The following is a 446-nucleotide window of genomic DNA, read 5'->3' on the forward strand; positions in this document are numbered from 1 at the left end:
GCTTAACCTTCGGGAGGGCGCTTACCACTTTGTGATTCATGACTGGGGTGAAGTCGTAACAAGGTAACCGTAGGGGAACCTGCGGTTGGATCACCTCCTTACCTTAAAGAAGCGTTCTTTGAAGTGTCCACACAGATTGTCTGATGAAAATTAGCAGTAAAATCTCTGCAGGCTTGTAGCTCAGGTGGTTAGAGCGCACCCCTGATAAGGGTGAGGTCGGTGGTTCAAGTCCACTCAGGCCTACCAAATTCGTTCTGATACTGCGTTGCGGAATGACTCGCATACTTCAGTATGCTTCGCCATCCCACGCCTTGTCTCAAAACGAATTACGGTTACAGAGATTAGCATTTTGCGATGGGGTTATAGCTCAGCTGGGAGAGCGCCTGCCTTGCACGCAGGAGGTCTGCGGTTCGATCCCGCATAGCTCCACCATCCTTTCTTTACTG

General features: G+C 50.4%; 2 tRNA genes and 1 rRNA gene. All 3 read left to right on the forward strand.

What is annotated here, in order from left to right:
- Positions 1 to 101, forward strand: a 16S ribosomal RNA gene (locus AB4K05_RS24645); the annotation flags it as partial.
- Between the two features lie 68 nt (positions 102 to 169).
- Positions 170 to 246 (forward strand) — tRNA-Ile (locus tag AB4K05_RS24650).
- Positions 247 to 356: 110 nt separating this feature from the next.
- Positions 357 to 432: transfer RNA gene (locus tag AB4K05_RS24655), tRNA-Ala, on the forward strand.
- Positions 433 to 446 lie beyond the last annotated feature (14 nt).

The sequence above is a fragment of the Kluyvera sp. STS39-E genome, assembly GCF_040932435.1.
Lineage (GTDB): Bacteria > Pseudomonadota > Gammaproteobacteria > Enterobacterales > Enterobacteriaceae > Kluyvera.